Source organism: Pseudomonas fuscovaginae SE-1 (assembly GCF_000364705.1).
Classification (GTDB): Bacteria; Pseudomonadota; Gammaproteobacteria; order Pseudomonadales; family Pseudomonadaceae; genus Aquipseudomonas; species Aquipseudomonas fuscovaginae_A.
In genome coordinates this window covers 1-23,689 of record NZ_AQOH01000147.1, presented here as the reverse complement: position 1 = coordinate 23,689, position 23,689 = coordinate 1, and the positions used below count along the sequence as shown (strand labels likewise).

At 64.6% G+C, this 23,689-nt stretch carries 22 protein-coding genes, 1 tRNA gene and 1 pseudogene; 14 read left to right on the top strand and 10 right to left on the bottom strand.

The annotated features are described in order from the left end of the window. Positions 1-52: 52 nt before the first annotated feature. Positions 53-697: a carbonate dehydratase gene (can, locus tag K675_RS0115360; protein ID WP_017904391.1), complete on the top strand. Its 645-nt coding sequence runs from the start codon at positions 53-55 to the stop codon at positions 695-697. Positions 698-878: 181 nt separating this feature from the next. Here the strand turns inward: can and K675_RS0115355 are convergent, their stop codons facing one another. The 5 genes from K675_RS0115355 to K675_RS0115335 form a co-directional block, all read right to left on the bottom strand. After that, positions 879-2,054, bottom strand: a complete 1,176-nt coding sequence (locus K675_RS0115355) for a hypothetical protein (RefSeq protein ID WP_017904390.1) — start codon at positions 2,052-2,054, stop codon at positions 879-881. A gap of 115 nt (positions 2,055-2,169) precedes the next feature. After that, a complete protein-coding gene (locus K675_RS0115350; protein WP_017904389.1) occupies positions 2,170-3,801 on the bottom strand; it encodes a J domain-containing protein in 1,632 nt (543 codons plus the stop codon). A gap of 12 nt (positions 3,802-3,813) precedes the next feature. After that, positions 3,814-5,511, bottom strand: coding sequence for a molecular chaperone HscC (locus K675_RS0115345; protein ID WP_017904388.1), 1,698 nt, complete (start codon positions 5,509-5,511; stop codon positions 3,814-3,816). A gap of 239 nt (positions 5,512-5,750) precedes the next feature. Further along, complete coding sequence (gene acpA, locus K675_RS0115340; RefSeq protein ID WP_017904387.1) at positions 5,751-7,451, bottom strand: acid phosphatase; 1,701 nt, start codon at positions 7,449-7,451, stop codon at positions 5,751-5,753. 205 nt (positions 7,452-7,656) lie between these two features. After that, positions 7,657-9,075 (bottom strand): short-chain fatty acid transporter, encoded by a 1,419-nt coding sequence (locus K675_RS0115335; RefSeq protein ID WP_017904386.1) that lies wholly within the window; start codon positions 9,073-9,075, stop codon positions 7,657-7,659. A 326-nt stretch (positions 9,076-9,401) separates the two neighbouring features. Here K675_RS0115335 and K675_RS0115330 point away from each other — a divergent pair, with 326 nt between their 5' ends. The 3 genes from K675_RS0115330 to K675_RS0115320 all read left to right on the top strand — a co-directional run bounded on the left by K675_RS0115330 (position 9,402) and on the right by K675_RS0115320 (position 11,850). After that, on the top strand, positions 9,402-10,715 hold the full coding sequence (locus K675_RS0115330; protein WP_017904385.1) for an MFS transporter: 1,314 nt from the start codon (positions 9,402-9,404) through the stop codon (positions 10,713-10,715). A 106-nt stretch (positions 10,716-10,821) separates the two neighbouring features. Then, positions 10,822-11,106: a hypothetical protein gene (locus K675_RS0115325; protein ID WP_017904384.1), complete on the top strand. Its 285-nt coding sequence runs from the start codon at positions 10,822-10,824 to the stop codon at positions 11,104-11,106. Positions 11,107-11,151: 45 nt separating this feature from the next. Then, positions 11,152-11,850, top strand: coding sequence for a metallophosphoesterase (locus tag K675_RS0115320; protein WP_017904383.1), 699 nt, complete (start codon positions 11,152-11,154; stop codon positions 11,848-11,850). Here K675_RS0115320 and K675_RS0115315 read toward each other — a convergent pair. Continuing rightward, a complete protein-coding gene (locus tag K675_RS0115315) occupies positions 11,831-12,055 on the bottom strand; it encodes a DUF6555 family protein (protein ID WP_017904382.1) in 225 nt (74 codons plus the stop codon). The two genes, K675_RS0115320 and K675_RS0115315, sit on opposite strands and share 20 nt — an antisense overlap. A 175-nt stretch (positions 12,056-12,230) precedes the next feature. Here K675_RS0115315 and K675_RS34200 point away from each other — a divergent pair. Together K675_RS34200 and K675_RS34195 are read left to right on the top strand one after the other, a co-directional pair. Then, positions 12,231-12,959, top strand: a pseudogene (locus K675_RS34200) (PAS domain-containing protein); the annotation flags it as partial. Positions 12,960-13,115: 156 nt separating this feature from the next. Next, positions 13,116-13,547, top strand: coding sequence for a methyl-accepting chemotaxis protein (locus tag K675_RS34195; protein WP_420066342.1), 432 nt, complete (start codon positions 13,116-13,118; stop codon positions 13,545-13,547). Between the two features lie 45 nt (positions 13,548-13,592). On the opposite strand, the gene K675_RS0115305 is transcribed toward K675_RS34195, so the two are convergent. Further along, the gene (locus tag K675_RS0115305; RefSeq protein ID WP_017904380.1) at positions 13,593-14,075 is read right to left on the bottom strand and encodes a RidA family protein; all 483 of its coding nucleotides are present in this window, start codon (positions 14,073-14,075) and stop codon (positions 13,593-13,595) included. 190 nt (positions 14,076-14,265) lie between these two features. Between K675_RS0115305 and K675_RS0115300 the strand changes: the two genes are divergently transcribed. Beyond that, positions 14,266-15,153: a Dyp-type peroxidase gene (locus K675_RS0115300; RefSeq protein WP_017904379.1), complete on the top strand. Its 888-nt coding sequence runs from the start codon at positions 14,266-14,268 to the stop codon at positions 15,151-15,153. Positions 15,154-15,399: 246 nt separating this feature from the next. Beyond that, the gene (locus K675_RS0115295) at positions 15,400-15,858 is read left to right on the top strand and encodes a hypothetical protein (RefSeq protein WP_017904378.1); all 459 of its coding nucleotides are present in this window, start codon (positions 15,400-15,402) and stop codon (positions 15,856-15,858) included. An 18-nt stretch (positions 15,859-15,876) separates the two neighbouring features. On the opposite strand, the gene K675_RS33015 is transcribed toward K675_RS0115295, so the two are convergent. After that, on the bottom strand, positions 15,877-16,029 hold the full coding sequence (locus K675_RS33015; protein ID WP_232434436.1) for a hypothetical protein: 153 nt from the start codon (positions 16,027-16,029) through the stop codon (positions 15,877-15,879). Between the two features lie 139 nt (positions 16,030-16,168). Between K675_RS33015 and ddlA the strand changes: the two genes are divergently transcribed. The 6 genes from ddlA (at position 16,169) to K675_RS0115265 (ending at position 22,947) form a co-directional block, all read left to right on the top strand. Then, a complete protein-coding gene (ddlA, locus tag K675_RS0115290; RefSeq protein ID WP_026145220.1) occupies positions 16,169-17,263 on the top strand; it encodes a D-alanine--D-alanine ligase in 1,095 nt (364 codons plus the stop codon). An 88-nt stretch (positions 17,264-17,351) separates the two neighbouring features. Continuing rightward, on the top strand, positions 17,352-17,867 hold the full coding sequence (locus K675_RS0115285; protein WP_017904376.1) for a GNAT family N-acetyltransferase: 516 nt from the start codon (positions 17,352-17,354) through the stop codon (positions 17,865-17,867). Between the two features lie 138 nt (positions 17,868-18,005). Then, entirely contained in the window at positions 18,006-18,737 is a 732-nt protein-coding gene (locus tag K675_RS0115280; RefSeq protein WP_017904375.1) for an AraC family transcriptional regulator, read from the top strand. An 85-nt stretch (positions 18,738-18,822) separates the two neighbouring features. After that, positions 18,823-20,304, top strand: a complete 1,482-nt coding sequence (locus K675_RS0115275; protein ID WP_051070752.1) for an efflux transporter outer membrane subunit — start codon at positions 18,823-18,825, stop codon at positions 20,302-20,304. Continuing rightward, positions 20,301-21,443: an HlyD family secretion protein gene (locus K675_RS0115270; RefSeq protein ID WP_017904373.1), complete on the top strand. Its 1,143-nt coding sequence runs from the start codon at positions 20,301-20,303 to the stop codon at positions 21,441-21,443. The genes K675_RS0115275 and K675_RS0115270 overlap by 4 nt, the downstream gene beginning before the upstream one ends. Continuing rightward, complete coding sequence (locus tag K675_RS0115265) at positions 21,433-22,947, top strand: DHA2 family efflux MFS transporter permease subunit (protein ID WP_017904372.1); 1,515 nt, start codon at positions 21,433-21,435, stop codon at positions 22,945-22,947. The genes K675_RS0115270 and K675_RS0115265 overlap by 11 nt, the downstream gene beginning before the upstream one ends. Positions 22,948-23,064: 117 nt before the next feature. Here the strand turns inward: K675_RS0115265 and K675_RS0115260 are convergent. Next, positions 23,065-23,141 (bottom strand) — tRNA-Met (locus K675_RS0115260). Between the two features lie 115 nt (positions 23,142-23,256). Next, positions 23,257-23,689 (bottom strand): methyl-accepting chemotaxis protein (locus tag K675_RS30810; RefSeq protein ID WP_037006554.1); only part of this gene is annotated, 433 nt, incomplete at its 5' end.

Here is a 23,689-nt window from a genome sequence, read left to right as displayed (position 1 = left end):
GAGCGCAGGTCGGTTGTCAGAGAACAGTGCATCAATCCCGAGGCTTTACAGCATGAACGAACTACAAGACCTGATTGATAACAACGAGCGCTGGGCCGCTGCGATCAAGGAAGAGGACCCGGAGTTCTTCGCCAAGCTGGCACGCCAACAGACGCCGGAGTTCCTCTGGATCGGCTGTTCCGACGCCCGAGTACCGGCCAACGAGATCGTCGGCATGCTGCCGGGCGATCTGTTCGTGCACCGCAACGTGGCCAACGTGGTGCTGCACACCGACCTCAATTGCCTGTCGGTGATCCAGTACGCGGTGGACGTGCTCAAGGTCAAGCATATCCTGGTCACCGGCCACTACGGTTGCGGTGGTGTGCGGGCGTCGATGCAGGACCGCCAGTTCGGCCTGATCGATGGCTGGCTGCGCTCCATTCGTGACCTCTACTACGAGAACCGCGAGGCGCTGGCGAAACTGCCGACCGAGGAAGAGCAGGTCGACCGCCTGTGCGAGCTGAACGTGATCCAGCAGGTGGCCAACGTCGCCCACACCAGCATCGTCCAGAACGCCTGGCATCGTGGACAGAACCTGTCGGTGCATGGTTGCATCTACGGGATCAAGGACGGTCGCTGGAAGAGCCTGGACACCACCATCAGCGGCTTCGAACAACTGCCACCGCAGTATCGCCTGCGGCCGGTCGGCGCGCCCTGAAGTCTGTGTAGGCGCGATTTGATCGTTCCCACGCTCCGCGTGGGAACGCATCCCGTGACGCTCTGCGTCACAAGAGCGGACGCGGAGCGCCCAGAGAGGCATTCCCACGCAGAGCGTGGGAACGATTGGCAGAGAAAGACGGGGGAGCCGGCACGCTGGCTCCCCCGTCTGCTTTTCAGGGTCAGATATGCGGGGCTTCGGTGGTCGGCTTCGGCGCCGGCTCACGCAGTTGCTTGAGCTGGGTCTTGACCGTTGTCGTGGTGCATTTCTTCTGCGCATCGGCCTCGCTCAGGTTGCGCACCGAGACATAGAACAGCTCGCAGGTTTTTTCCTTGTTGGTCACCTGCCAGTTCTGCGTGCAACGGGTCAGCAGCGTCTTCGGATCGCTGCCTGGCTTCTGGCCCATGCCCGCCTGCCAGCAGGCCGCGCTCAAGTCCTGGCCCATCACCTTCAGGCCGGCCGCATCGGCCTTGGCCTGGTCGCCGTTGTAGTTGGACGGATCGGCCGCATACCAGATGTAGCTCGGGTGATTGGAGCCCAGCACCGGCACTTTCACCCCGGCCGTCGGGCTGATTTCCGCCAGCCCCAGTACCGCGACCGTGGCGCCATACTGCTGCTTGATCCAGTTGCGCACCGGCGCACCGAACGCGACCATTGGCAGGGCCGTGCCCTTGGCGGTCACGCTGACTTCCTTGACCATGGTGGTCTGGTAGTCGGTGAAGTAGCCGTAGACACCCTCCAGGGTACTGCCAGCGTTGGCCGGCGCGGCAATCGGGGCGATGTCGACGATGGTCTGGTAACCCGGGGTCTGCTCCTTGGGAATCCCGTTGTCGATCAGCAGCTCGGCCCAGCGGTCGGTGGTCTTCGACTCCAGGTAGTCCTGAGCCTGGGTCAGCGAGTAATCCGGCGGGAAGTGCAGCAGCTCGACGCTCTTGCGGTTGTCCAGGGCCATCCCCAGGGGCAGGAACAGGTACCAGCTGTAGTCCCACTTGCCGTCGGCATTGAGTTTCGACGCGCCCTGGTAGGCCAGGTCGCCAGCATCCAGCAGGGCCGCCAACGGCTTCTCGTAGCCGTCCGGAACACCGCTGAAGTGGGCGTAGAGCTGGCCGTTGTCGGTCTTCACCGTCACCTTGGCATTGCTGTAGCCGTCGCGTTGCACGCTCTGGTTCAGGTAGTGCTCGGCGGTCTGTTCCAGGGTCCAGTTGCGGTAGCAGATCACGTTGCAGTTGTTGGGGTAGGCGAACAGTTGGGTGACCCGTTCGGTACTGCCCAGTTTCAGGTCGGCATCGGCGTGGGCGGTGGCCATGCCCAGGGTCATGGCGGCGAGGGTGAACGTCAGTCCTGCGAGTTTCGACATGCTCATATCCTTTTCAGCGTAGGGCCCCCGTCTGGGGGATGTACTCAAGGTACAGCCGGAACAGCGTGGAGCGGTTTTTCAGAAACCTTTTCTGATAATTTGCGGTTGCCAGGGACTAGTGCGACTTGGAACTGGTCAACGGAAAGCCGGGAAAGAATTGCACGCCAATGCTGCAGACGACCAGCATCAACACCACGAAACACCACTGGCGCGTGCTCCACTGGGTCCAGTAGCACAGGGTCTGCCAGGGATGGCGCCAGAAGGAGTCCGCCGGCTCGATGGGCGTGCGTTTGCTGTCGGTCAGGCCGACCAGGCCAAGGCCCACTACCGAGACGAGCCCCAGCAGACCCAGGGCTGCCCAGAAGGTGCTGGCAATCGCCACCTGCAGCAGCCCGTGGCGGATCAGCAGGACACGGCCGTCGGCCGAAAGGCGCTTGGGCAGCAGACGTTCACTCAGCCAGACGTCGAGGGGCGAGAGATTCCACGCCAGTACCACCCACCAGCTCGCCACGGTTCGCCCGAGCAGTGCCAGCGCGCCGGCGACGACCACTGAACCGAGCAGCGCGCCCTCGATGGACCGGCCCTTGGCCAGATGCCCGGCCATGCCCGGAACCAGGGCCAGCAGGTAGGCCAGCGTCAGCAGCAGCCCGAACAGAATCCAGCCATGGGCCGGCACGCTGCGGGGCAGGTACTTGTGCCAGAAGAACACATCCGGCTCGGGCAGGCGCTCGATCAGTCTCGGGTGCCGGTGCGCCAGTTGTTCGCTCAGTTGCTGGCAGGCTTGCCAGTCTGCCCCGGAAAACTTGCGGATCTTGCGGAATTTCTGCCAGCGACTGCCCGAACCGAGCAGCAGGTGCGCCGCCATATGTTCCGAGGACGGCGAGGGTTGCACCTGGGCACGGACCAGCAGGTTCTGGTAGAAGCCTTCTTCGTTGCAGCGGCCCAGCAACGCCTGCCACAGCCATTCGGGTTCCGGTGTCACACCAGTGCGTTCGTCCCAGCCGAACAGCTGACAGACCCGCTCGAACAGTGGCAGGCTCCATTGGCTTTCGTGCAGCATCTGCAGCAACAGATGCTGCCATTGCAGGCGACGGTCGAAGATTCTCAGCCAGGGTTGTTCGCTGTAGTGCTGCAACTGCCTGATGAATTCGCGTTCCTGGCCGGCCTCCAGTTGTGCCCGGAGTTCCTGTCGGTACGCCTGCAGCAGGTCGGCGGACAAGGCCTGCTCCTGCTCCGGCGCCATCCGCACGGTCTGCCAGGGCGTCAGCCATTCCCGTTGTTGCACGGCCCAGGCGGTGATGGCGTCGCGTAGAGGCGGCTGCTCGAAGCACAGACGCAGCAGCGCCTGCTCGAAGGCGGCGGCGCAGTCCCGCTGGAGCGCCTGTTCCCAGCGCTCGGACAGATTCTCGCTGCTCAGCCCGGATACCAGCGCCCGGGCCCGGTCCTCGGCCTGCCGCGCGACGGCTGGCACACTCGGTGGTTGGCGTTCCGGCAGCCGCGACCAGTCGTCGGCGGTGGCGGGAATCTCGACGGCCTGCGCGGGCTCCTCGGGCTGTCTCTCGACCACGACCTCGTCGTCATCGCGCCAGCGGGCAATTTCCAGCGCCTCTTCATAGGCTTCGCGCAGCCGCTGGAACGCTTCGGCATCCTCGTCCGGGCGGGTGACCTTCAGCAGTCGCGCATAGCTGCGCTTGATACTGCGCTCATCGGCATCTTCGGTCAGTTGCAGGATCGACCAACAGTCCATGTTGCAACTCCCTTAGTGCCAGATGCCGTTGTCGAGCCTGTTCAATTGTTCGGTCAGCTCACTGCGTGCCTCGCGAATCCGCCGCTCGTCCTGGGTGTCCAGTACCTGCTGGAACTGGCCGGCCAGGTAACCGATGCGTTCGCGCAGGTCGCCCAGGCTTTCCTGGTACAGGCGCTCCAGGCGGGCGGTCAGCACCGTGTTCACCTGCTGGTCGCGCGGGTGGATCTTGAGCTGGCTGAGGGCTTGCAGGCGTTGCCGGATTTCCTCCGGCGTCAGCACGCCGGGGTTGTTCTCGATCACCAGCGAATGCTGCTCGCCGGTCAGCGGCACGGTGACCTGGGCTTCGAGCAGGCCATTGTTGTCGTAGGTGAAGCGTACATCCAGCTCGACCTCGCCGGCCTTGCGCTTGGGCACCGGCATTTCCAGTTCGCCGAGGAAGACGTTGTCGCGCACCAGGCGGCTTTCGCCCTGGTAGATCTTCAGCTTCACCACTTCCTGATTGTCGTGCAGGGTGTACACGTTCTTGACCCGGCTGACCGGGACAATGCTGTTGCGCTCGATGATCGGCAGGTAATGCCCGCTTTCGATCTGCTGGCCGTATTGCTGGGAGGTCTCGATACCCAGGGTGTAGGAGCAGACGTCGGTCAGCACCACTTCCTCGAGGGCCGCGGAGCGGGCCTTGAGCGCCGCCTGGACCGCCGCACCGTGGGCCACCACCTCATCGGGGTTGAGGCTGATGGACGGGAAACGCCCGAACAGCCCGGCCGCCAGCTTGCGCACCAGCGGCATGCGGGTGGTGCCGCCGACCAGGAGGATTTCATCGAGATCGCTGACGCGGATCCGCGCATCGCGCAGGGCACGTTCGATCGGGCCGCGCAGACGTTCCAGCAGCGGCGCATAGATATCGGCCAGTTGTTGCTGGGTAAACGTATGGCTCCACTGGCGGCCATCGACCCGCAGGGTGAATTCGGCGCTCGGTTCCTGGCCGAGGACCTTGCGCACCCGCTCGGCTTCGCGGCGCAGGGCCTGGATCACGCTGGCCTGCTCGGGGAAGTCCGTGGCGCTGCGTTGGCTGTCGACAAACCGGTCGAGCAGCGCCGCGTCGAAGTCCTCGCCGCCGAGGAAGTTGTCGCCGGCGCTGGCGCGAACCTCCATCACCCCGTCGAACAGTTCGAGGATCGACACGTCGAAGGTGCCGCCGCCCAGGTCGAAGACCAGGAACGAGGTTTCCTTGTCGCGCTGATGCAGGCCATAGGCGAGGGCGGCAGCGGTCGGCTCGTTGATCAGCTTGTCGACCTTGAGGCCGGCCAGTTCACCGGCAATCCGCGTGGCCTTGCGCTGGGCATCGCTGAAGTAGGCCGGAACGCTGATCACCGCTTCGTGCACGGTTTCGCCGTAGGCGCGCTCGACGTCCTCCTTGAGGCTCTTGAGCACCAGCGCGGACAGCTCTTCGGGGCGGAACAGGCGATCGCCCAGGCGTACTTCCTGGGCACTGCCCATGTGACGCTTGAACAATGCGGTGGTGCTGCGCGGATGGGTGTGCAGGCGCTCCTTGGCGGCCTGGCCGACGAGAATCCGGCCTTCGTCGTCGAGTCCGACCACGCTCGGCGTGAGGAACTGGCCGAGTGCATTGGGCACCAACTCGCTGGCCTCCCCGCGCCAGACGGCGACGAGGCTGTTGGTGGTTCCCAGGTCGATCCCTACGATCATTGTGTTGAACTCCCTTTGCGATCTGCAAAAAACTGAAACAGAAATAATCCGCTCAGGATATTACCGGATTGAGGAGGGGGTAAAGAGGGTGGTGGCAGTTGGCTATTATTGGTTGAAGCCATGGGCAAGCCATTCGCGGGCCAGCCACGCGCCTACAGGTTGAGGCACACAACTGTTGAGATATGACGCCGCCCCCTGTGGGAGACGGCCGGGCGGCGCTCCCACAAGTCGAGAGGCCGTCAGGCGGTAAAGCGCAGTGCGTTGGTCAGGTCGCCCATCGGCTTCTGCCCGCGCGCGGTCATCGCCTCGTCGCGCTCCTTGATGCCGTCGAGTTTCTCCAGCTGGAACACCCGGGTGATCAGACGCAGGATCGATGCGGTGTCGTACACCGTGTGATCCACCGTGCCCTTGCGCGCGAACGGCGAGACCAGCAGGGCCGGAATCCGCGTGCCCGGGCCCCAGCGATCGCCCTTGGGCGGTGCCACGTGGTCCCACCAGCCGCCGTTCTCGTCGACCGTGACCACCACCACCATGTTCGGCCACTGCGGGCTCTCGCGCAGCACCTTCAGGGTCCGCACGATGTGTCGGTCGCCAGCGGCCACGTCGGCGTAGCCGGCGTGCATGTTGAGGTTGCCCTGGGGCTTGTAGAAGGTCACCGCCGGCAGCTTGCCGGCTGCGGCGTCGGCGAGGAACTTGTTGCTGCCGGTCTCGTCGCCCAGGCCGCCATCGCGCAGGCGTCTGGCACGCTCGGCCGGGTTCTCCGGACCTTGGCGCTTGAAGTAGTTGAACGGCTGGTGGTGATACTGGAAGTTCGGGATCTTCGGAATGCCGCCCGAATCCTTGAACTGATCGAGGGTCACCTGCCAGGCACCGGCGTACCAGGCCCAGTCGATATTCTTCTTCGACAGCTTGTCGCCGATATGTTCGTGGGTCTGCGGTACCAGCACAGTCGGCAGGTCCGGCTTGGCGTAGTCCGGGCGCTCGGGGTCGCGGATCCAGGTCGGCCAGTACGGCGGCGCCATGGTGTTCACCGCATAGCCGTCCGGGGTCAGGGCGCTGGGGCCGAACTGCGGCGGGCCGCTCATGGCGCTGGCCGGGGACTTGTCCAGCGGCATCAGGCGCGGGTCGGTCGGGTCGTCGCTCTGCACCTTGGCGATCTGCGTCTTGGCCACCGAGTTGGCGGCGTCCGGGTAGAACGGCACCTTGGCGCTGATCAGGTACTGGTGGTTGAGGAACGAGCCGCCGAAGGCGCCCTGGAAGAAGTTGTCGCACAGCACGAATTCCCGGGCCACATCCCACAGGCGCAGCGAGTAGCGGGTCTGGGCGTAATAGCCCATGGTCAGGCCGCCGGAGTCGGCCCAGGCGACGAAACGGTCGTTCTTGCCGCCGTTGATCTGCATCTGGTTCTGGTAGAACACGTGCCACAGGTCGCGGGTCACCAGGCCCAGGGGCAGGTCCTCGCCATTCGGGCCCTTGAGGGCGTAGGGCGCGTTGGGCAGGTTTTCCTGGAACTGGGTCTGCACCGGATAGGTCACGCCGTCGAGGCTTTGCGGGCCGATCTGCAGCACGCCGCCCCAGGTCGGTGGCAGGGTCTGCAACAGGCTGCCGTCACGATCATATTGCTGATAGTCGGCCGGCTTGAGCGAGGACAGCGGTTTCTCGACGCCCGGGAAATCGCCGAACAGGTTGTTGAAACTGCGGTTCTCGGCGTAGATCACCACCACGGTCTTGACCTGTTCCTGCAGGGCCTTGTCCAGCGCGGCACCCGTCAGTTCCCTGGCCTCGGGCTGTTTGCCCGGCTCGCCTGGCGAGCCACAGGCACTCAGGGTCGCGCCAGCCCCCAGTACGGCGACACTTCCGAGAAAACGGCGGCGGCTGGTATTGGTGGGGGTGTCGGCATCGTCGGCCGGCGCCTGCTCGAGGTCTTTCTCGTCACTCATCCTGGGTTCCTGCTGGCTGGGTTAGACGTAACAAAATATTTCGCATCGCACGCTAGCAACGCAATATGACAGAACGGCGACGACCGTTCTGCGTCGGGCCTTGCAGTATGCCTGTTGGCGAAGGGGAGAAAAGTGCTGGCGTTATGCCGACGGACGGTGTCCTGGCTGGCAACGCACGCGGCGGCCAGCCAGTCGGGATGTCCCGTTACGGCATCACCGGCCCGCTATAGGCCAGGGTCGTCCCCAGTGCCCACAGCAGGAACAGCACCAGCGGGGCATGTACCAGCAACTGCACGAAGGAAAAGCCGATCAGGTCCCGTGCCTTCAGGCCCAGCACGCCGAGCAGCGGCAGCATGTAGAACGGGTTGATGAGGTTCGGCAGGGCCTCGGCCGCGTTGTAGATCTGTACCGCCCAGCCCAGGTGGTACCCGAGCTCATTGGCGACCTGCATCACGTAGGGCGCCTCGATGATCCACTTGCCGCCGCCGGACGGGATGAAGAAGCCCAGCACCGCCGAATACACGCCCATCAGCAGGGCATAGGTGTCGTGGGAGGCGATCTGGGTGAAAAAGGTCGAGATGTGGTGTGCCAGGGTCTGGGCGTCGGTGCCCTTGACCGTGGTCATCAGCGCCGCGATCGAGCCGTACAGCGGAAACTGGATCAGCACCCCGGTGGTGGTCGGTACGGCCCGCGACACCGCATCGAGAAAACTGCGCGGGCGCCAGTGCAGCAGGGCCCCGACCATCAGGAACAGGAAGTTGTAGGTGTTCAGCCCGGAGATCGCGCTGATCGCCGGCTTGGTCGAGAACTCGTGAAACAGCCAGCCGGCGGCCAGCAACGCCAGCAGCAGGGTCAACAGCGGGCTGTGCTCCAACCATTCGCCGGGGCGGGTGCGTGGGTTCAGTGGTGGCAGGTTGAAGCTCGGGTCGACGCCACAGGCCTGGGCATCACGGGCCGAGTTCGGGCCTGGGGCGGTGGCGTAGGCCACCACCAGCGAGACCACGATCAGGGCCAGCAACAACGCGCCGGACTGCCAGAGGAAAATGGTCTGGGTGAAGGGAATGACGCCGGTGATCGACAGGATCGACGGTGGCAGGCTGGCCGGGTTGGCCTGCAACTGTGCGGCGGACGACGACAGGCCCAGTGCCCACACTGCGCCAAGGCCCAGGTAGGCGGCGGCACCGGCGGCGCGATAATCCATGTGCAGGTCGGTACGCCGGGCCAGGGCACGCACCAGCAGGCCGCCGAACACCAGCGACAGGCCCCAGTTGAGCAGCGAGGCGACCATCGAGATCAGGGCCACCCAGGCCACGGCGGAGCGGCCATTGCCGGGCAGGCGTGCCAGGCGGTCGATCAGTTTCACCGCGGGTGGCGAACTGGCGACCACATAACCGCCGATGACCACGAAGGCCATCTGCATGGTGAAGGGAATCAGGCTCCAGAAGCCGTCGCCGAACGCCATGGCGGCATCCGTCGGCCTGGCCCCCATGGCCAGGGTGCCCAGGGCGACGACGATCACCGCCAGTGCGGCGAACACCCAGGAGTCGGGAAACCAGCGCTCGGCCCAGTTCGAGCAGCGCAGGGCAAAGCGGGCATAGCGGCTTTCATCGATATCGGCAGCCACGGAAGTACCTCGGTATTTTTATGCTTGTGGGGAGGACGGTCGCTCCGATGGAGGCGACCGGAACCGCTCAAGAATGCGGTATTCGCTGCTTGCTGCAAAGTGTCGCCGAGTGAGTACGGTCAGGCACGGATTGTCGAAAAATGGAACCCGCCGCGCATATTTCTGCTAAAAAGTGACCCGATGACAGGTTGGAGGTTGTGGTCGCCGCTGTGTGCACTAACCTTTGCCCCTTGCAGTCCGGGTGGTGACTCGGCGCATTGTCTGTTTTCTGTACAGGTTGGGTGGCCTCTGCGGCTGTCCCCGAATACGCTATCCCGAGTTCTTTCATGACCGTTGATGCCTATCCACGAAACCGCCGTTTCTCCCGGTCCGACTACAAGACCCTGGGCCTCGCGGCATTGGGCGGTGCGTTGGAAATCTACGACTTCATCATCTTCGTGTTTTTCGCCCTGACCCTCAGCCAGCTGTTCTTCCCGCCGCAGATGCCCGAGTGGCTGCGGCTGCTGCAGAGCTTCGGGATTTTCGTCACCGGCTACCTCGCGCGGCCGCTGGGCGGCATTCTGATGGCGCATTTCGCCGATCGGCTGGGGCGCAAGCGGGTGTTCAGCCTGAGTATCCTGATGATGGCCTTGCCCTGCCTGCTGATCGGGGTGATGCCGACCTACGAGCAGATCGGCTACTGGGCACCGCTGCTGCTGTTGCTGCTGCGGGTGCTGCAGGGGGCGGCGGTCGGGGGCGAGGTGCCCAGTGCCTGGGTGTTCGTGGCCGAGCATGCGCCGACCGCGCATCGGGGTTATGCCCTGGGTGTGCTGCAGGCCGGGCTGACCTTTGGGTACCTGCTGGGCGCACTGACGGCGACCCTGCTGGCACGGGTCTACAGCCCGGCGGAGATTCTCGATTTCGCCTGGCGTTTTCCGTTCCTGCTCGGTGGCGTGTTCGGCGTGATCGGTGTCTGGCTTCGCCGCTGGCTGAGTGAAACCCCGGTGTTCATGGCACTGCAGGCTCAGCGTGAGGCGGGCGGTGAGCTGCCGCTGCGCACGGTGTTGCGCGATCACCGGCGTTCGATCGTTCCGGCGATGCTGCTGACCTGCGTGCTGACCTCGGCCGTGGTGGTGCTGGTGGTGATTACTCCGACCGTCATGCAGAAAAGCTTCGGCATGACGGCCAGCCATACCTTCGCCCTGAGCAGCCTGGGGATCGTGTTCCTGAATATCGGCTGTGTACTGGCCGGCCTGCTCGCCGACCGCATCGGCGCCTGGCGTGCCGTTTTGCTCTATAGCCTGCTGCTGCCGGTGGGCATCGGCCTGCTGTATGCCTGCCTGATCCATGGTGCGGCCTGGATCCATCTGGCCTATGCCGTGGCCGGATTGGCCTGTGGCGTGGTCGGTGCGGTGCCGTCGGTGATGGTCGGGTTGTTCCCCAGCCGTATCCGCGTGTCCGGCATTTCGTTCACCTACAATATTGCCTACGCGCTCTGGGCCAGCACCACGCCGCTGCTGCTGATCGGCCTGATGCCGTGGAGCCCATGGGTCTGCGTGGGCTATTGCCTGGTCATGGGGGCGGTCGGTTTGCTCACGGCCTTGTATTTTGGCGGCCGGATCGCAATGAGTGCCGATCCGCGGGCCTGCACCGGGCATTGAGGCCCGGCAGTCGTTTTCGAGGCGGTTGCGGTTCTGACACCCTGAACAGGACAACGCACGGAGTGGCGGCGTCGGTTCGGGCTTTTTCCCCAAGAGGCATATCGAAATGGATTTTCGTGTCCTTCTGGCCGTGGGCATGGCCCTCGGCGGTTCTTTGGCGGCCCCGGCCACCGGCTCACTCGATGGCGTGCCCCCCGGGCAGGTGTCGCATGCCGGGCTCCGGCAGACTGTCGCACCAGCGCGGCACAGCGGTCATGTGCTTGAGTCCTCATCGTTCAAGAGTGCGGTGTTTCGCACGATTCACTACCAACGGCAAGCCGAAGGCGTACCCTTGGGGGGCGGTTTCGACGAACTGCCCATCGAGCGGCATCTGCCGGTGTGGGTGTTCTGAGCCGCAGATCGCGCAGACCCGCATTCGGTAGAGGATCAGACGTTCATGGCTGGATTTGCACACTATCCGCTCAATACCCGGGGCCGGGATTTTGCTGTCGGTGACATTCATGGGCAGTTCAGTCGCTTGCAGGCGCTGCTCGAGCGGGTGCGGTTCGACCCCGAATGTGACCGGCTGTTCAGCGTCGGCGATCTGGTCGATCGCGGGCCCCAGAGCGAGTTGGCCCTGGAATGGCTGGAGCGTCCCTGGTTCGCAGCGGTCCAGGGCAACCACGAGGCATTGGCGATCCAGCATGCCCAGGGCCTGGCGCTGGATCTCGAGATGTATCGCGCCAGCGGTGGCGGGTGGTTCATCGACAGCAGCCGGGAGAACCAGCGCCGATTCGCCGATCGTTTTGCCCGGCTGCCGATCGCCCTGCAGGTCGAGACCCGGCTCGGGCCGGTGGGGGTCGTGCACGCCGACTGCCCCTTTGCGAGCTGGAGCGCCCTGCGTGATTACCTGTCGGGTGATGCCCGGGTGGAGATCGCGGTGGAGGAGGTCTGCCAGTGGTCGCGCAGCCGTGTGAGGAACCATGACACCAGCGGTATTCGCGAGGTGAGGGCCGTGCTGGTCGGACACACCACCCAGCGCCAGCCCACCGTGCTGGGCAATGTCTATCACATCGACACGGGCGGCTGGAGCAGCGGTTGTTTCACCTTGGTGGAACTGGACAGCCTGGGCTTCGTCAGGCCTGACGCCAACTGACCGACTCGATGCCGAACTTCTCGGCTATCGGTTTGCTGGTCTTTTTCACTCGTTCCCGGCCGAATCTGCCGATGCGGCCGACACCGGCGTCGCAACTGGCCCAGTGCCAGGCCTCGGCGTTGTCCATGCGTTCGCAGCGGATGATGAAGGACTTGGGTATACCGTGAAGGGTGTAATCGATAACGAACAGCTTTGCCGTGCTCATGGACCTGGAACTCCTCCCTGTTGTCCTGAGAGTGATTCCCCTGCCTCGGAAAAATTCCGTCGGTCAGCCGGGCGGTCTGTTGTGGCAAATAACTCGGAACAGTCCTTCAGAAAAGATCCCGATAGCCGATGGCTAGGCAGATAGCCGCCTTTCACCTTTGCCGTCGGTGCGCACCATGTTCAACAAACGCTTGAAGCAGGAGCTATTGGCTCTTCGCGAAGAATTGTCCAGCCTCCATCAGGTCAGGGAGAGTCTTGAACAGGAAATGCTCGTGCTCACGCTGGACGCCGATGGCCGCATCCAGTCCGTCAACCGTAACTTCACCACGGAAATGCTCTACCAGAGCAGCGCCCTGGTCGGTCGTCATATTGACGACTTCGTACCGGCGTACCTGAAAAGCTCGGACTTTCACCAGCGCTTCAAGAACGCCCTGACCCGCGCCGAACATTTCAGCGGGGCGATCCGCCTGCTACGTGGCAATGGCCAGGAGGCCTGGCTGCGCTCGATCATGCAGCCGATCCGTGGCTCCGATGGCCGAGTACGCAATTTCTCGATCTACTCCAACGATCTGACCCGCACCATCGAAGGTTCCCGTGAGCATGAGAACCTGATCGGTGCCTTGCTGCGCTCCACGGCGGTGATCGAATTCAACCTGGCCGGCGAGGTCCTGACCGCCAATGATCGTTTCCTGGATGGCATGGGCTACAGCCTGGCGCAGATCAAGGGCAAGCACCACGGGATCTTCTGCGAACCGGCAGAGCTCAACAGCCCCGAGTACCAGGCGTTCTGGCAGCGTCTGAACGCCGGCGAGTTCATCGCCGGTCGCTTCAAGCGAGTGGACAGCCACGGTCGTGTGGTCTGGCTGGAGGCGTCCTACAACCCGGTGCTCGACTCCAACGAGCGGCTGTACAAGGTGGTGAAGTTCGCCACCGTGATCACCGACCAGGTGAATCAGGAGCAGGCCGTGGCCGAAGCGGCGAACATCGCCTACAGCACTTCGCTGCAGACCGATGCCAGCGCCCAGCGCGGTACCACCGTGGTAACCCAGGCGGTCGACGTGATGCGTGATCTGGCCCAGCACATGCAGCATGCCGGCGAGGGCATCGAGGCGCTCAACGCCCAGTCCCAGGTGATCGGCACCATCGTCAAGACCATCAGCGGCATTGCCGAGCAGACCAACCTGCTGGCGCTGAACGCGGCCATCGAGGCGGCGCGGGCGGGTGAACAGGGGCGCGGGTTCGCGGTGGTGGCCGATGAGGTTCGCCAGTTGGCTTCGCGAACCAGCCAGGCGACCGACGAGATCGTGACCGTGGTGCGTCAGAACCAGGACATGGCCCGCGACGCGGTGTCGCTGATGAACAGCGGCAAGACCCAGGCCGAGGAGGGCCTGGCGTTGGCGGCCGAGGCCGGCACGGTGATTGTCGAGATTCAGGACGGCGCCCAGCGGGTGGTCAGCGCGGTCGGGCAGTTCGCCAACCAGCTGAGCACCTGAGGCGAGTCGGGCGGTTGCTCGAGCTCCGCCCGTAATTTCCTGCCGTCAGGGCTTGAGTGCCACGACCATGTCGATCTCGACCGAAGCGTTCTTCGGCAACTGGAACACCCCGACCGACGTCCGGGTGTGCACGCCCGCCTCACCGAAGACGGTGTAGAGCACTTCAGAAGCACCATCGGCGACTTCGCTCTGCTGGGTGAAGTCCTCGGCGCTCTGCACGAAGACGCTGATGCGCAGGATCTTGCGGATCCGCTCCAGGTCGCCGTCGAGCATCTGCCGCAGAATCGCCAGGGCACGCATGGTGCTGATCTGGGCACCGTGCCGGGCCTGCTCCAGGGTGGTCTGCGCGCCGACACGGCCGGTCACCATCACCGTGTTGTCGACCCGCGGAATCTGCCCGCTGACATGGATCTCGAGATCGTTCTGCACCGCCGGCACGTAATTGCCGCCAATCTTCATTTCACCTTCGAAGCTGTAGCCGAGCTGATCGGCGACCTGGGCGAAGCGTTCGTTTCTGGACTGCGGCATCGTTATCCTCCTGATGAAGGTGAGCGTCATGGGGCCTGGCCAGCCCGGTCGGGCTTAGTCCGGCATGCATCAAACCATACGGCCTGCAAACGCTCAATCATTCGCAAACAATCACGCTCAAGTCAGCGCTTGCGCGCAAGCGCGGCCGCCGCAACACGGGTAAACTGGCGCCTTTCACAAAGGAGTTCCCATGAGCCACTACCAGCCCGGCATCCTCGCCAAGCCTGTGCCCCCGCAGGCACGCCACCTGTTTTTCGCCCTGGAGTCCGCCGAGGCCTTGCCGGCTGCGCTCGACAACCTGGCCCGGCTGGTGGATGGGAAAAACGCCGTGGTCGGTTTTGGCGAGTCGCTGGTGCAGGTGCTGGGGGCACGGGTCGAGGGGTTGCGGACGTTCCCGGTGATCAGTGGGCCGGGCGTGAACAACCCTTCGACCCAGCAGGCGCTGTGGTGCTGGCTGCATGGCGAGGACCGCGGCGAGCTGTTGCATCGCAGCCGCGAACTGGAACTGGCGCTGGCCCCGGCGCTGAAGCAGGTGCGGATGACCGAGGCCTTCCGCCACAAGACCGGCCACGACCTGACCGGCTACGAGGACGGTACCGAGAACCCGGTGGACGAAGCGGCCGTCGAGGCGGGGATCGCCGCAGGCGACGTGGCTGGCCTGCAAGGTGGCAGTTTTGCCGCGATCCAGCAGTGGCAGCATGACCTGGAGCGGTTTGCCGCCATGCCGTCTCATGAGCAGGACAACATCATGGGTCGTCGCAAGAGCGACAACGAGGAGCTGGATGATGCGCCGGCGTCGGCCCACGTCAAGCGTACCGCCCAGGAAAGCTTCGCCCCCGAGGCGTTCGTCGTGCGCCGCTCCATGCCGTGGGCGGACGAACAGGGTGCAGGCCTGATGTTCGTCGCCTTCGGGCGTACCTTCGATGCCTTCGAGGCCCAGCTGCGGCGCATGAGCGGGTTGGATGACGGCATCACCGATGCCCTGTACCGCTTCAGCCGGCCGATTACCGGCGGCTACTACTGGTGCCCGCCGCTCAAGGATGGGCGTCTTGACCTGAGCGTGCTGCTGGCCGGTTAAACCGAGTCGTTCACATTTGTGTGGAAAAACGCCGGATGCCCAGCCTTCGGCGTTTTTTTTCGGCTTGCGGACTAGACTTGTAGAGTAACTCGCGCGCAGCAGAACCCGGTCGGCGATGCATTCGCTCCCTTGGCCCGCCTGCCGGCTGCGTGCCTGGTCCCTGGTGGCGACGGCGGTATTTCCGGGCGTTACCTGCCACCGTGCAAGGCGGCGACTCGGGCCCTGTCGGGGCCGGGAGTGTTTCTCATGTTACCCGTACGTTCCCCTCTGCTCGTGGCATTGGCCGTCGGCTTGCTGGCCACGGGTGTCATACGGACGCAGGCGGCGCCTGCCAGCCATGAACCGATCAACATGGAGGCGGTGCAACTGGCGCCGCAGCGGCAGAATGGCGTGGAGTACCTCACGGGCGGTATCGGCGAGGATGAGCTCAGGGTCCTGGCCCAGACCCGTGGCTATAACCTGCACGTCGTTTCATCCACGGGCGCGCAGGACAAGTACCTGGCCGATGTGAACATCACGATCAACAAGGCCGGTGGCGAGTCGGTGCTGAGCCTGATCCAGGTCGGCCCGCTGGTCTACGTGAAGCTACCGATGGGGCGCTACCAGGTCATCGGCAGTCATGACGGGCGCGAAAGCCGGCAGAATGTCGTCATCGATGGCAAGGGCATCCAGACCGTCTACGTGCATTGGAACGATGCCTATTGAGTGATGGCCGCCGTCAACTCAGGTACGACCGATCCAGGCGTACTGGAAGGTTTTCCTCGGGTGGACCTGCTTGCAGGTGAGCACCCCGTCGGGCAATCCCTGGTTGGCTTGGCTGAGAGAACCGTGGCGGATAACCGGGATCTGGCTGAGGTCGCCGGTGTATTCACTCACGGGGGGCCCCACGTGTCGACCGGAAGCCGCGAGCGTATCCGGATTGTCGATTTTGGGGATGCACGATCGGCGTCTTGCGCATAGGCTGCGCACAACGGGGCGGGGCCCCTGCAACCTATTCTGGAAACGAGGCGGGATGATGGGCAAGTTGCGAGTCGGGATCATTTTCGGTGGGCTGGGGGCGGAGCACGAGGTGTCGCTGCAATCGGCGAAAAATGTGGTCGATGCACTGGACCGCGAGCGCTTCGAACCGGTCCTGGTCGGTATCGACAAGCAGGGGCGCTGGCACCTCAACGACAGTTCCAACTTCCTGCTCAATGCCGAGAATCCGGCGCTGATCGCGCTCAACCAGTCCAACCGGGAGCTGGCGGTGGTGCCGGGCAAGATCGGCCAGCAACTGGTCGAGACCGGCAGCCAGGCGCTGCTGGACCAGATCGACGTGATCTTTCCGATTGTCCACGGCACCCTCGGCGAAGACGGATGCCTGCAGGGCCTGTTGCGCATGGCCGACCTGCCGTTCGTGGGCTCCGATGTCCTCGGCTCGGCGGTGTGCATGGACAAGGACATCAGCAAGCGCCTGCTGCGCGACGCCGGCCTGGCGGTGACCCCGTTCCTCACCGTCAACCGCGCCACGGCGGCACGGCTGGACTTCGACCAGGCCCGGGCGAAGCTTGGCCTGCCGATGTTCATCAAGCCGGCGAACCAGGGCTCGTCGGTGGGGGTGAGCAAGGTCGAAAACGTCGAGCAGTTCCAGGCAGCCATGGCGCTGGCCATGGGGTTCGACGAGAAGGTGCTGGTCGAGTCGGCGGTCAGCGGCCGGGAAATCGAATGCGCGATCCTCGGCAATGACCAGCCGATTGCCAGCGGTTGTGGCGAGATCGTCGTGCGCAGCGGTTTCTATTCCTACGACAGCAAGTACATCGACGCCCAGGCCGCCGAGGTGGTGGTGCCGGCGGATATCAGCGAGCAGGCCAGCGAGCGTATCCGCGGCATGGCGCTCGAAGCGTTCCAGGTGCTTGGCTGTTCGGGCCTGGCCCGTGTCGACGTGTTCCTGACCGACAGCGGCGAAGTGCTGATCAACGAAATCAACTCGCTGCCGGGCTTCACCCGTATCAGCATGTACCCCAAGCTGTGGCAGGCGGCGGGGATGACCTACAGCGAACTGGTCAGCCGCCTGATCGAGCTGGCGCTGGAGCGGCACGCGGCGCGGCATGGGTTAAAGCACACTCGTTGATGCAGGCGGCACGGCTTTGCCCCCGATACGGGTTGACGCTGACGTCTGGGCGCAATCTGTTTGCCATACCCCTTGTCAGGAGAACAGCATGTCGTTGAGTCACCGCCCGGTCGAGGCACTGGACCTGCCCGTGATCTGTGGTTTTGCCCAAGGCGAGGAAGAGTTGTTTTTCTTCTTCCCCAAGGCCCGCTACCCGCTGACCGCGGAGCAGTTGCAGGGCTCCATCGACCAGCGTTCGGATTCGACCGTGGTCGAGCTGGATGGCGAGGTGGTCGGTTTCGCCAACTTCTACCAGTGGGAGCAGGGCGGCACCTGCTCGATCGGCAACGTGGTCATCGCCCCGCATGTCCGTGGACGGGGCGTGGGCGCGTACCTGGTCCGCCTGATGGTCCGGCTGGCCCGGGAGCGCCACCAAGCCAGCGAAGTGCGCCTGTCCTGCTTCAACCTGAACCTGGCAGGGCTGTTGTTCTATCCGAAGCTGGGGTTCGTGCCCTATGGCATCGAGGAGCGGCAGGACTTCAAGGGCCGGCGGGTGGCACTGATCCAGTTGCGTTGGGCGGGTTCGCACACAGATAGCGCTAATCAGGCTGAGTCGGGCAGATAATCTCGACTTTGAAAGATTTTGAGATTTCTCATGCGGCTTTTCATGAGTCATGGAACATCTTGGCAATCGCCTGTCGTCGCTGTTGGATAGCATGGGTTTTATCGAATAGACCTGGAAGGCGTGAGCGAGAGGCGAAGCATGCAGACCCTGATCAGCGATTATCAGCACGGCGAGGTGGTGGGTAGCCACTGCCACAGCGAGGCGCAGCTGGTCTATGCGACCCGGGGCGTGATGTACGTCTGCACCGAGCAGGGCAGTTGGGCCATTCCCACCGGCCATGCACTGTGGGTACCGGCCGGCGTTGCCCATGAGATTCGCATGAGTGGCGAGGTGCGCATGCGCACGTTGCTGATCGATCCTGCATTGCACCCGGTGGCGGCGGTCCAGTGCCAGGTGATCCAGGTGTCGAACCTGCTGCGTGAATTGATCCTCGCTTCGACGCAGGCAGGCAGCGAGGAGCGGGGCTACCATCTCGGTGCGTTGATCCTGCTGGAACTGCAGTTGGCCCGGCAGGTCGACTTGTACATCCCCGCGCCTGGCGATGCCCGTCTGCGCACCCTGTGCACACGTTTCATCGACCAGCCGGCGCGGGAGTGGACGCTGGAGCAGTGCGGCGCTGAATTGAACATGAGTTCGCGGACCTTCGCCCGGCTGTTCCAGCGCGAACTGGCGATGTCCTTCGGCGAATGGCGAACCCGTGCGCGTCTGGTGCTCAGCCAGCAGAGCCTGGCCCAGGGCGCGTCGATCCTGGAGGTGGCACTCGAGTACGGCTATCAGAGCGCCAGCGCCTTTGCCGCGGTGTTCAAGCGCGAATTGGGGCACACCCCCCGTCAGTACCGCATGGCGGAACCGGCGGGTTGTCCGGTTTGATGCTGCGCTTGTCCCGATCACGGGAGAAACGCGTCTAGGTTGCCGCCTACTCTGGGATTCACGATTCTGACTGTGAATTCCGTCGATGCCCTCACTCTCTTCCCGCCGCGCCAGGCCCATCGCCTTGGGCGTCTTGCTTGCCTTGTTGACCGCCTGTGGCAGTACCTCGGCCCCCTCTCCCCTGATTCAGCCGATTGCCGGCCAGGACAGCAATCCGCTGGCGACACTGCCGGCCGGCACCAGCGATCAGTCACTGCCCGCGCGCTGGTGGCAGTTGTACCAGGACCCGGTTCTCGACAGGCTGGTGCAGCAGGCCCTGCTGCATAACCAGGACCTGGCCCGGGCGGATGCCAACGTCCAGGCGATGTTGGCGGGGATTGGCGAGCTGGATGCGCAGCGCTGGCCTTCGACACAGACCCGTTTTGCTCCGTCATACGGCAAGACCGCCAACGACCAGACCCTGGCCCAGGCCACGGGTAGCCATGCGCCGGCGCAGTGGGCGTTCGAACCGGGCATCGAGTTGGCCTACCAGGTGGACATCTGGGGCCAGGTGCGTCGTGCCATCGAGCGGGCACGGGTGCAGGCGGGCGCGGCGAGCGATGCTCGTGACTTGCTGCGGATCAACGTGGCGGCGCAGACCAGCCGGGCCTATCTGGATCATTGCACCTATGGCGCGCAGTTGGACATGACGAACCACTCGCTACAGACCGTGGAACACAGCCTCGAACTGACCGAGACCCAACGCCGGGCCGGGATCGCCACCGAGCTGGATACTCTGCGCCTGCGCAGCCTGCGTGATCGCCTGCGGGCCGAACTGCCGCTGCTCGATGCCCGGCGGCGGGTGGCTGTGTATGAGCTGAACATGCTCACCGGCCAGGCTTCCGGCAGTGACCCGCAGTGCGCGGCCATCCCCAGGTTGGCGGCGGCGTTGCCTGCCGGCGATGGCTGGTATCTGCTGGCGCGTCGTCCGGACATCCGTCAGGCCCGGCGCAACCTCGAAGCGGCCGTATTGGCCAGCGATATCGCCAAGGCGGATCTCTATCCCAAGGTGAGCTTCGGCGCGTCGCTGACGTCATCGGCCCAGTCCCTGCACGAACTGGGCGACAGCCGTTCGGTGATGTTCGGCATCGGTCCGCTGATCAGTTGGGAGTTCCCCAATATCAGGGCCAATCGCGCGCGGCTCGACAAGGCCCGGGCGCTGCAGCAGGCGCAGTTGGCCGGCTTGCGCGGTGCGGTCCTCGCGGCACTCGCCGATGTGCGCCGGACCCTCGCCCTGTTCGATGGCCAGCGCCAGCGTGCGGCGGCGCTGCAGGCGGCCCGGCAGGACAGCGAACGCAGCTATGCCCTGGCGCAAACCCGCTATCGCGCCGGTACGGTCGACGCCCTGCAACTGCTCGACAGCGAGCGCGAACTGATCAACGTACGCACCCGCGAAATCGAGGCTCGAGGCGAGCTGGCACGCAGCGAGATCGATCTTTTCCGGGCCTTGGGCGGCGGCTGGCAGCCGCTCGCCGTCGGTCACGCCAATACGCAATCAACGAGTCCCGAAGCTGGAGTGGAACCATGAACGTTGCCGTCGATGAACAGACCCTCGCCCAAGGCGAGCAAGTGCGCAAGAAGGCCCGGCGGCAGCGCCTGATGCTGCTGGGAGGCGCAATCGCGGTGCTCGGGGCGCTGGGGTTCGGCAGTTGGTGGGCGACCACCGGACGCTACCTGGAAAGTACCGACGATGCCTACGTACGCGCCGATTGGGTGGCGCTCAGTGCGCGGGTACCAGGTTATGTGGCCGAGGTGTTGGTGCAGGATGACCAGCCGGTGAAGGCCGGCGATGTCGTGGTGCGTCTGCGGGATCGTGATTACCAGGCCCGCCTGGCTCAGGCACAGGCCGCTGTCGCCGAGGCCCAGGCGACACTGGTCGCCGGGCGGGCGAGCCGTCAGGTGGCCGCCGAGCGTGTCGGCCTGCAGCAGCAGGCCATCGCCGTGGCCGAAGCGCAGGTGCGCAGTGCCGCTGCGGAAAGCCGGCGGGCCGAACTGGACCGGCGCCGTTACCAGGGGTTGGCGCGCGACAACGCCGCGACCGTGCAGCGCCTGGAAAGCGCCAATGCCAGCGCGCAGCAGGCCATGGCGGCGTTGCAGGGCGCCGAGGCCGGTTTGCGTCGCCAGCAGGCACTGTTGAGCGAGTCCCGGGCGCGCCTGCAATTGGCTGATGCCGAGATCCAGCAGCAGGTCGCCGCGCACGCCAGTGCCGTCGCCCGGGCGACGCTGGCCGGGCAGGACGCCGAGGACACCTTGATCCGCGCGCCGATCGATGGCGTGGTCGGCCAGCGGCGGGTCCGGGCCGGGCAGTACCTGGTGGCCGGCCAGCCGATGCTGGCGGTGGTCCCGGTGCGGCAGGCCTATGTGGTGGCCAACTACAAGGAAACCCAACTGGCGGACATGCGTCCCGGCCAGCGGGTGGAGATCCATGTCGACAGCTTCGCCCACCGGCCGCTGCACGGCCGGGTGGTCAGCTTCTCGCCGGGATCGGGCAACGTGTTCGCCCTGCTGCCTTCGGACAATGCGACGGGCAACTTCACCAAAATCGTCCAGCGTTTCCCCGTACGGATCCAGCTCGATGCCGATAACGAGGTGTTGCCGATACTGCCCGGCATGTCGGTCACCACCGTCGTCGACACCCACTATCAGGAGATGCGCAATGAGCGCTGAGGTGCCGGTTTCGCCGCGCGCCTGGGTGGCGGTGATGGGCGGGTTGCTGGGTTGTTTCATGGCCGGCATGAACGTCCATGTCACCAGCGCCGCGCTGCCGGAAATCGAAGGTGCGCTGGGGGCGACTTTCGAGGAGGGCTCATGGATTTCCACCGCGTACCTGGTGGCGGAAATCATCATGATCCCGTTGACCGCCTGGCTGGTGGAGGTGTTCTCCCTGAGGCGGGTGATGTGGACCGGTTCGCTGATCTTCCTGCTGGCCTCGATCGCCTGTTCCTGGGCGCCGAACCTGCCGGTGATGATCGCCATACGAGTGGTTCAGGGCGCGGCGGGGGCGGTGCTGATTCCGCTGTCGTTCCAACTGATCATCACCGAGTTGCCGGCCAGCCGGATGGCCATGGGCATGGCGCTGTTCAGCCTGGCCAACAGCGTCGCCCAGGCGGCCGGGCCGTCGATCGGTGGCTGGCTGACCGATGCCTATTCGTGGCGCTGGATCTTCTATCTGCAACTGTTTCCCGGTATCGCCCTGCTGCTGGCGGTGGCCTGGGCGATCGAGGCCAAGCCGATGAACCTGGCGCTGTTGCGCCGGGGCGATTGGCTCGGCATCGGCGCCATGGTGGTGGGGCTGGGTGGGTTGCAGATCGTCCTGGAGGAGGGCGGGCGCAAGGACTGGTTCGGCTCTGGCGAGATTCGCTGGCTGTCGCTGGCAGCAGGTGTGGCCTTGCTGGTGTTCGTGCTGTCGCAGCTGTTTGGCCGGCGCGCGTTCATCAACCTGCGTTTACTGGGACACTACAACTTCGGCGTGGCCAGTGTGGCGATGTTCATCTTCGGTGGCGCGACGTTCGGGCTGGTGTTCCTGGTGCCCAACTATCTTTCCCAGGTACAGGGTTACAACGCCCACGAGATCGGTGTCAGCCTGATTGCCTACGGTGTGGTGCAATTGCTGCTGGCGCCGCTGATGCCGCGTCTGATGGGCTGGTCGAGTCCGAAGATCATGGTGGCGACCGGGTTCCTGATCATGGCCCTGGGCTGCTGGCTGGGAGCGTTTCTCGACGCCGACAGTGCGGCGAATGTGATCATTCCCTCCACCGTGGTTCGCGGTATCGGCCAGCCCTTCATCATGGTGGCCTTGTCGGTGCTGGCGGTGGCCGGGCTGGACAAGCGCCAGGCGGGGTCGGCCTCGGCGCTGTTCTCGATGTTGCGCAATCTCGGTGGGGCGGTGGGCACGGCGGCACTCACGCAAATCGTGGCGATGCGCGAACGCTTTCATTCCGAGCGCATCGGCGAGGGCGTGAATGTCTTTGCGCCCGCCGTCCAGGAGCGCCTGGGACCGACGGTGGGCGACTGGCTGCCGGACCGGCAGCAGGCATTGGCGATGCTGGCCAAGACGGTGCAGCACCAGTCCTGGCTGATGGCTTATGGCGATGCGTTTTTTGTCGCCTGTGTGGCGCTGCTCGGTTGTGCTTGTGCCGCCCTGTTGATGCGGCGTCAGGGCGCAGACTGAGGTCTCGCCAGCCGACCCTCGGGTGGTCGGCATTCTGGCTGGCGCAGACCTTGGGCTTGGCACTTTTCCGCGGGCATAAAAAAACGGCTTACCTTGCGGTAAGCCGTTTTTGGTACTTGGTGGCTACACAGGGACTTGAACCCCGGACCCCAGCATTATGAATGCTATGCTCTAACCAACTGAGCTATGTAGCCAAGTGGCGCGAATTATTCGCTCTGAACGATGAAGTGTCAAGCAAATATCTGAAAATTTTCTCTACGCTATCAAAAACTTAACGCCCAATGGCGAAATCCGTGGGCGTTGCCCGTCTCAACTCAGGCGGAAGCGCCCGGTATTGTCGCTCAGGGCCTTGCTGCCTTCACTCAACGTGTCCGCCGCCCGGTTCACCGCACGTGCGCCTTCGAGCAGCCTGACCGCCGCCTGGTCGACCTGCTGGATATTGCCGCTGACCTCGTCCGCGGTGCTGGCCTGTTCGTCCACCGCCGTGGCGATCTGGGCGAGGGTGTCGGTCACGCTCTGCACCGCGCTGGCGATTTCCACCAGGCGCTGACCCAACCCGGTCACCGACTCGGCGTCGTTCTGCGCCTGGACACAGGCCGCCTCCATCAATGCCACGGCCTGGCTCACATTGGTCCGCAGGCTGTCGACGGTGCTGGCGATCTGTGCGGTGGAACTCTGGGTGCGTTGCGACAGGCTGCGCACTTCGTCCGCGACCACGGCGAAGCCACGGCCCTGTTCCCCG

Bases quoted from the DNA above. Each gene is read 5' to 3' on its own strand.
- K675_RS0115305 (WP_017904380.1), bottom strand. From the start codon at position 14,075: ATGCCGCAGTCCAGAAACGAACGCTTCGCCCAGGTCGCCGATCAGCTC.
- ddlA (WP_026145220.1), top strand. From the start codon at position 16,169: ATGGGCAAGTTGCGAGTCGGGATCATTTTCGGTGGGCTGGGGGCGGAG.
- K675_RS0115280 (WP_017904375.1), top strand. From the start codon at position 18,006: ATGCAGACCCTGATCAGCGATTATCAGCACGGCGAGGTGGTGGGTAGC.
- K675_RS0115325 (WP_017904384.1), top strand. From the start codon at position 10,822: ATGGATTTTCGTGTCCTTCTGGCCGTGGGCATGGCCCTCGGCGGTTCT.
- K675_RS0115330 (WP_017904385.1), top strand. From the start codon at position 9,402: ATGACCGTTGATGCCTATCCACGAAACCGCCGTTTCTCCCGGTCCGAC.
- K675_RS0115270 (WP_017904373.1), top strand. From the start codon at position 20,301: ATGAACGTTGCCGTCGATGAACAGACCCTCGCCCAAGGCGAGCAAGTG.
- acpA (WP_017904387.1), bottom strand. From the start codon at position 7,451: ATGAGTGACGAGAAAGACCTCGAGCAGGCGCCGGCCGACGATGCCGAC.
- K675_RS0115320 (WP_017904383.1), top strand. From the start codon at position 11,152: ATGGCTGGATTTGCACACTATCCGCTCAATACCCGGGGCCGGGATTTT.
- K675_RS0115315 (WP_017904382.1), bottom strand. From the start codon at position 12,055: ATGAGCACGGCAAAGCTGTTCGTTATCGATTACACCCTTCACGGTATA.
- K675_RS0115300 (WP_017904379.1), top strand. From the start codon at position 14,266: ATGAGCCACTACCAGCCCGGCATCCTCGCCAAGCCTGTGCCCCCGCAG.
- can (WP_017904391.1), top strand. From the start codon at position 53: ATGAACGAACTACAAGACCTGATTGATAACAACGAGCGCTGGGCCGCT.
- K675_RS0115265 (WP_017904372.1), top strand. From the start codon at position 21,433: ATGAGCGCTGAGGTGCCGGTTTCGCCGCGCGCCTGGGTGGCGGTGATG.
- K675_RS0115345 (WP_017904388.1), bottom strand. From the start codon at position 5,511: ATGATCGTAGGGATCGACCTGGGAACCACCAACAGCCTCGTCGCCGTC.
- K675_RS0115355 (WP_017904390.1), bottom strand. From the start codon at position 2,054: ATGTCGAAACTCGCAGGACTGACGTTCACCCTCGCCGCCATGACCCTG.
- K675_RS0115275 (WP_051070752.1), top strand. From the start codon at position 18,823: ATGCCCTCACTCTCTTCCCGCCGCGCCAGGCCCATCGCCTTGGGCGTC.
- K675_RS0115285 (WP_017904376.1), top strand. From the start codon at position 17,352: ATGTCGTTGAGTCACCGCCCGGTCGAGGCACTGGACCTGCCCGTGATC.
- K675_RS0115295 (WP_017904378.1), top strand. From the start codon at position 15,400: ATGTTACCCGTACGTTCCCCTCTGCTCGTGGCATTGGCCGTCGGCTTG.
- K675_RS0115350 (WP_017904389.1), bottom strand. From the start codon at position 3,801: ATGGACTGTTGGTCGATCCTGCAACTGACCGAAGATGCCGATGAGCGC.
- K675_RS34195 (WP_420066342.1), top strand. From the start codon at position 13,116: ATGCGTGATCTGGCCCAGCACATGCAGCATGCCGGCGAGGGCATCGAG.